This window comes from Streptomyces sp. NPDC059957 (assembly GCF_042730015.1).
Classification (GTDB): Bacteria; Actinomycetota; Actinomycetes; order Streptomycetales; family Streptomycetaceae; genus Streptomyces.
Genome location: NZ_JBHWMB010000117.1, coordinates 12,967 through 16,827 on the forward strand (window position 1 = coordinate 12,967; position 3,861 = coordinate 16,827).

9 protein-coding genes are annotated in these 3,861 nt (G+C 71.7%); 6 read left to right on the top strand and 3 right to left on the bottom strand.

Annotated elements, in window-relative coordinates:
- Positions 1-100: 100 nt before the first annotated feature.
- The gene (locus ACFWBW_RS39490) at positions 101-649 is read right to left on the bottom strand and encodes a GNAT family N-acetyltransferase (protein ID WP_385383961.1); all 549 of its coding nucleotides are present in this window, start codon (positions 647-649) and stop codon (positions 101-103) included.
- 264 nt (positions 650-913) lie between these two features.
- Here ACFWBW_RS39490 and ACFWBW_RS39495 point away from each other — a divergent pair, with 264 nt between their 5' ends.
- Together ACFWBW_RS39495 and ACFWBW_RS39500 are read left to right on the top strand one after the other, a co-directional pair.
- Positions 914-1,183 carry a hypothetical protein gene (locus ACFWBW_RS39495; RefSeq protein ID WP_385383964.1) on the top strand — a complete coding sequence of 90 codons (270 nt, stop codon included), beginning with the start codon at positions 914-916 and terminating at the stop codon, positions 1,181-1,183.
- 2 nt (positions 1,184-1,185) lie between these two features.
- Positions 1,186-1,554, top strand: a complete 369-nt coding sequence (locus ACFWBW_RS39500; protein WP_385383985.1) for a fic family toxin-antitoxin system, toxin component — start codon at positions 1,186-1,188, stop codon at positions 1,552-1,554.
- A 21-nt stretch (positions 1,555-1,575) separates the two neighbouring features.
- On the opposite strand, the gene ACFWBW_RS39505 is transcribed toward ACFWBW_RS39500, so the two are convergent.
- Complete coding sequence (locus ACFWBW_RS39505; protein WP_385383967.1) at positions 1,576-1,803, bottom strand: hypothetical protein; 228 nt, start codon at positions 1,801-1,803, stop codon at positions 1,576-1,578.
- A gap of 161 nt (positions 1,804-1,964) precedes the next feature.
- Between ACFWBW_RS39505 and ACFWBW_RS39510 the strand changes: the two genes are divergently transcribed.
- The 3 genes from ACFWBW_RS39510 to ACFWBW_RS39520 all read left to right on the top strand — a co-directional run bounded on the left by ACFWBW_RS39510 (position 1,965) and on the right by ACFWBW_RS39520 (position 2,954).
- Positions 1,965-2,222, top strand: coding sequence for a hypothetical protein (locus ACFWBW_RS39510; RefSeq protein ID WP_385383970.1), 258 nt, complete (start codon positions 1,965-1,967; stop codon positions 2,220-2,222).
- Positions 2,223-2,326: 104 nt separating this feature from the next.
- Positions 2,327-2,467, top strand: a complete 141-nt coding sequence (locus ACFWBW_RS39515; RefSeq protein WP_385383973.1) for a hypothetical protein — start codon at positions 2,327-2,329, stop codon at positions 2,465-2,467.
- Between the two features lie 265 nt (positions 2,468-2,732).
- Positions 2,733-2,954 carry a hypothetical protein gene (locus tag ACFWBW_RS39520; protein ID WP_385383976.1) on the top strand — a complete coding sequence of 74 codons (222 nt, stop codon included), beginning with the start codon at positions 2,733-2,735 and terminating at the stop codon, positions 2,952-2,954.
- 60 nt (positions 2,955-3,014) lie between these two features.
- On the opposite strand, the gene ACFWBW_RS39525 is transcribed toward ACFWBW_RS39520, so the two are convergent.
- A complete protein-coding gene (locus tag ACFWBW_RS39525) occupies positions 3,015-3,290 on the bottom strand; it encodes a hypothetical protein (RefSeq protein WP_385383979.1) in 276 nt (91 codons plus the stop codon).
- A 163-nt stretch (positions 3,291-3,453) separates the two neighbouring features.
- Here ACFWBW_RS39525 and ACFWBW_RS39530 point away from each other — a divergent pair.
- Positions 3,454-3,861, top strand: a 408-nt coding sequence (locus ACFWBW_RS39530) for a dihydrofolate reductase family protein (RefSeq protein ID WP_385383982.1), incomplete at its 3' end; no start/stop codon positions are given.

Here is a 3,861-nt window from a genome sequence, read left to right on the forward strand (position 1 = left end):
GGCCATGCTGCGCGCCCTGCGGCGCTCGGGCCTGGCCCACGGGAGCCCGCAGCCGGCCGCGTGACGTCGGGGGCCCCCGGCGAAGGGGAGGCGGGACGGCTCAGCCGCACGGCGGGGCCGGGGGCCGCACGCCGAACCACTGCTCGGCTCCGTACTCCTCGAACCTCTCCACCTCGATGAACCCCAGCTTGGCCGCCAGGGTCGTCGAGCGGGTGTTGGCGGTCTGGGTGCAGTGCACCACCGGCTCGCCGGGGAGCGCGTCGGCGAACCAGGCCAGTGCCGCCGCGCACGCCTCGGCGGCGTACCCGTGTCCCCACGCTTCCGGCAGCAGCAGGTAGCCGAGCTCGGCCTCGCCGGCATCCGGGCGGAGGTGCCCCGGACGCCCCGCGCCGCGCCGGTCGAGCGTGACCGTGCCGATCATCGCTCCGTTGAGGTCGATCACGAAGAGGCCGGCGCGCCGCCCGGGAACCTCGGGCACCGCGCGCTCGAGCTCGTCGCGCGGCCGGGGGCCGCCGAGGTAGGTGCGTACCTCCGGCGATGAGAACAGCTCGATGAACGCCGCACGGTCCCGGGCCAGGGACTCGCGGAGCACGAGGCGATCGGTCTGTATCGGGGCGGGAGGCCAGGCGACGGGTCCAAGTGCAGTCATGCCGGGCAAACTACCGCCCGTCCGCAGGGGCGATCAGCAACGGGGAGCCGTACGTTCTGCGCGTCACCGTCACCTGAGCTGCGCCCCGGCGGCGGGTGTCCGGGCGGGGTGCCCGCCGCCGGGAGCGGGCGGCCGTCAACCGTGGGGGCGCGGACGGTGCCGCGGTCTCCAACGGGCAGCGGTGTGCGGGACCGGTGCGCACTCCGGGTGGATGCCCGTTGTTGGGTTCTGTCCCGCCTGCTACCACCCTGCTACCTTGCTGGGATGAGCAGTGCGAAGAAGCAGACCCAGCTGCGGCTGGAGCCCGATGTGCTGGAAGCCGGGAAGGGCGCGGCAGCGGCCCGCGGCCTGGACTTCAACCAGTACGTGCAGCGCCTGATCACCGAGGACACCACCGGCGCCCGCGCCGCCGGCATGGCCGCCGCCCAGCGCCTCCTCGATACTCACGGGGGCTTCCTCCAGGACCTCGAAGACCAGCTCGACGCACAGCACACCCCTGCCGCTTCGGGTGACGGCCGGGGCGCCGCTGCGTGAGCATGTCCCTGCACGTCGACCTGACCTGGATCCTGGAAGTCGCCGAACGAGCCGGCCACCGCGACCCCGCGCCCGAGGACCTCGGCGTCCCGATCGCCGCGGTGGCCCGCCACCGCGCCGAACTTCTCGAACAGCCCGTCTACGACGACCCCTACGCCCGCGCCGCCGCCCTCGTCCACACCCTGGGCCGCTGCCGCTGGCTGGAACGCTCCAACCTCACCGTCGCCTGCGCGACCGCCGTGATGTACCTCAACGCCAGCGGCATCCCGGCCGATCCCACCCGTGAGCAGCTCTCCGCCCTCGCCCACGCGTTGTACGAACCCCGCTCCACCACCGCCCGCATCACCGAACTCCTGCGCACCTGGGGCTGACCGCCGGGCCGGGCGGCACCCTCAGACCGACGCGGGCCCGGTGGCCCCTGCGGGCAGGGCCAGGCGCGAGCCGAGGCGGAGCCGCATCTCGCCCGCAGCCTCGCGTACGTCCTCGGAGCGGGTCTCTTCTTCGAGGGCGCCGAGCAGCATCATCACCGCGCGCGCTTCGTCGCCGGTGAGCAGCTTGAGGCGGGTGTCGGTGGTGGCGTCCAGGAGTACGCCGAGGAAGTCTTCGTCGTCCATGTCCATGCCGGGACAACGCCCTGCCGTCGCCACCAGTCACCACGAGGGCCCCCCACCTGCGGCGGCTGGGGGCGGGTACCCCAGCCGGGGTCCCGTTGTCAGTCCCCGTCCGTACCGTCGAAGACAAGGGCCGGAACCGTCGGCCCCGGCGGGAAGGAGTACCGGTGATGGGCGAGATCAGCGTGAGCAGGCAGGACCTGGACCGGCTGCTCACCGACAGCACGGGCACCTACGGCGCCCCCTACCAGGAGGCCTTCGCGGAGCTCGCGCGCACGCACCAGGGCCGCCCTGCCGCCGAGATCCTGCCCCTCCTGGCCCGGGCGGCGGACCGGGCGCTGCTGGGCTTCACCTCCGAGGACCTGGCGGAGCAAGCCCGCGCGATCAGCAACGAGGAGCCGTACGTCCTGCGTGTCACCGTCACCTGACTCGGAGGCCCCGTTCAGATGCCGCGAAGGAGCGATCCCGGCCTGCCGCGCCCGTTGGCGAACCACTGGGCGACTTCTTCGAGGGGCTCGGTGACGGCGTGGTCATGAAGCGGGGTGACGGCGACGCCGCCGTGGCCGCGGAGGTACGCGCATTCATGCAGAAGAACATCCTGGCCCAGGCGTCTGAGGTCATGCTCACCCAGGCCCACCGGCTTCCGGAGGGAGTCCTCGGTCTTCTGCGCTGACGCCAGACCTTTGCCCAGGCCACGCCGAGGTCGGTGAGCACGCCGAGCTCGGCACCGGGTGTGGATGAGCGGGCGGTCGTCGCCGGTCAGGTGGGGTCCTGCTCAGCGTCCATCGGTCCAGGGTAGGAGGCTGGCAGAGGGCTGACCAGGCTCTTCCGGGTCAGGGGCGGCCGGGTCGTGCCTTGTGGGTACGGCTGCCCGCGCTCGTGATCGTGGGGCCATTTGCCGCCCGGCGGGTCCCTGCTGTGTTCGAGGTGATGGAGTAGTGGCGCTGCGGATGTGCCGGGGTCGTGGTGGCATCGGTGGGGTGAAGGATCCATTCGGTTGTGATGAGCCGGCGTTCCTGGCCCGGGCGGGGACCGTGGACCGGGCTGCCGCCCGCCGCGCGGTTGCTTCCAGGGCCGTGGGTGCCGCCGACCTCGACGTTCTGCTGGACATCCTCGGTTTGCAGCCCGAGGACGACCCTCCCGAAGAAGGCGGGCACTGACGCCAGAGTGGTACGGGCCCGGGCAAACTCGCCACACCGCGCAGCACCGGTACCGCCGGCTCAGGCGCGGGGGAGCCGGCCGGTAGCAAGGGCCGCGCTGTCTCGTGCACGCTGGGCCCGCTCCTCGATGAGCCGGCGGAAGCTGGCCACCGCATACCTTTCCCTGGTGGCCGAGCCGGGCCCGGGGATGCCGGCGACGTTGGCCATGCGCTGCTGGGGCTGGGGCTGCCAGCCGGAGACCACGACCCGCAGTCCCAGGCCTTCCGCACGCTGGTGCACGTTCAGGAGGCACGGCAGGCCGTCGGCGTCCATGACCGCGACGCCGTGCAGATCCACCAGGGGGTCCCGCTCGCATGGCCTGGCATCGCCTCGTAGGTGCGGATCCACCGATTCTGATCGGCTGCAGCGTCATAGGTTTCTCGTTACTCCACAGCGCGGCCGATGAGTTTGTGGCTCGCGACCGGTCCAAGCTTGTGACACCCCAGGAAAGGACACCGTCATGTCGGAGCTTCTCGTCGACTTCATCACCTCCCTCGACGGCCATGCATCGGGAGAGGGCTGGCCCGGGTTCTGGGGCCTCGAGGGCCCGGAGTACCTCGCATGGCTCGGGAAGCAGCCCGAGGCCACCTACCTGATGGGAGCGAACACCTACCGCCTTATGTCGGGCTTCGCCGCAGGCGAGGTCCCGAAGGGCCAAGACGAGTTCAGGCCCGAAGAAGAAGCGTCCGTCGACGACCTCACGCAAGCGTCCAAAGTGGTGTTCTCCTCCTCACTCGAGGAGCCACTGGCGTGGGCCAACTCGACGCTCGTCCGCGACGATGCCGTCGAGGCGGTCCGCGCCATGAAGTCCAGTGGCTCGGGGCTCCTCAGCACGATCGGCAGCCTCAGCCTGTGCCGGTCCATGCTA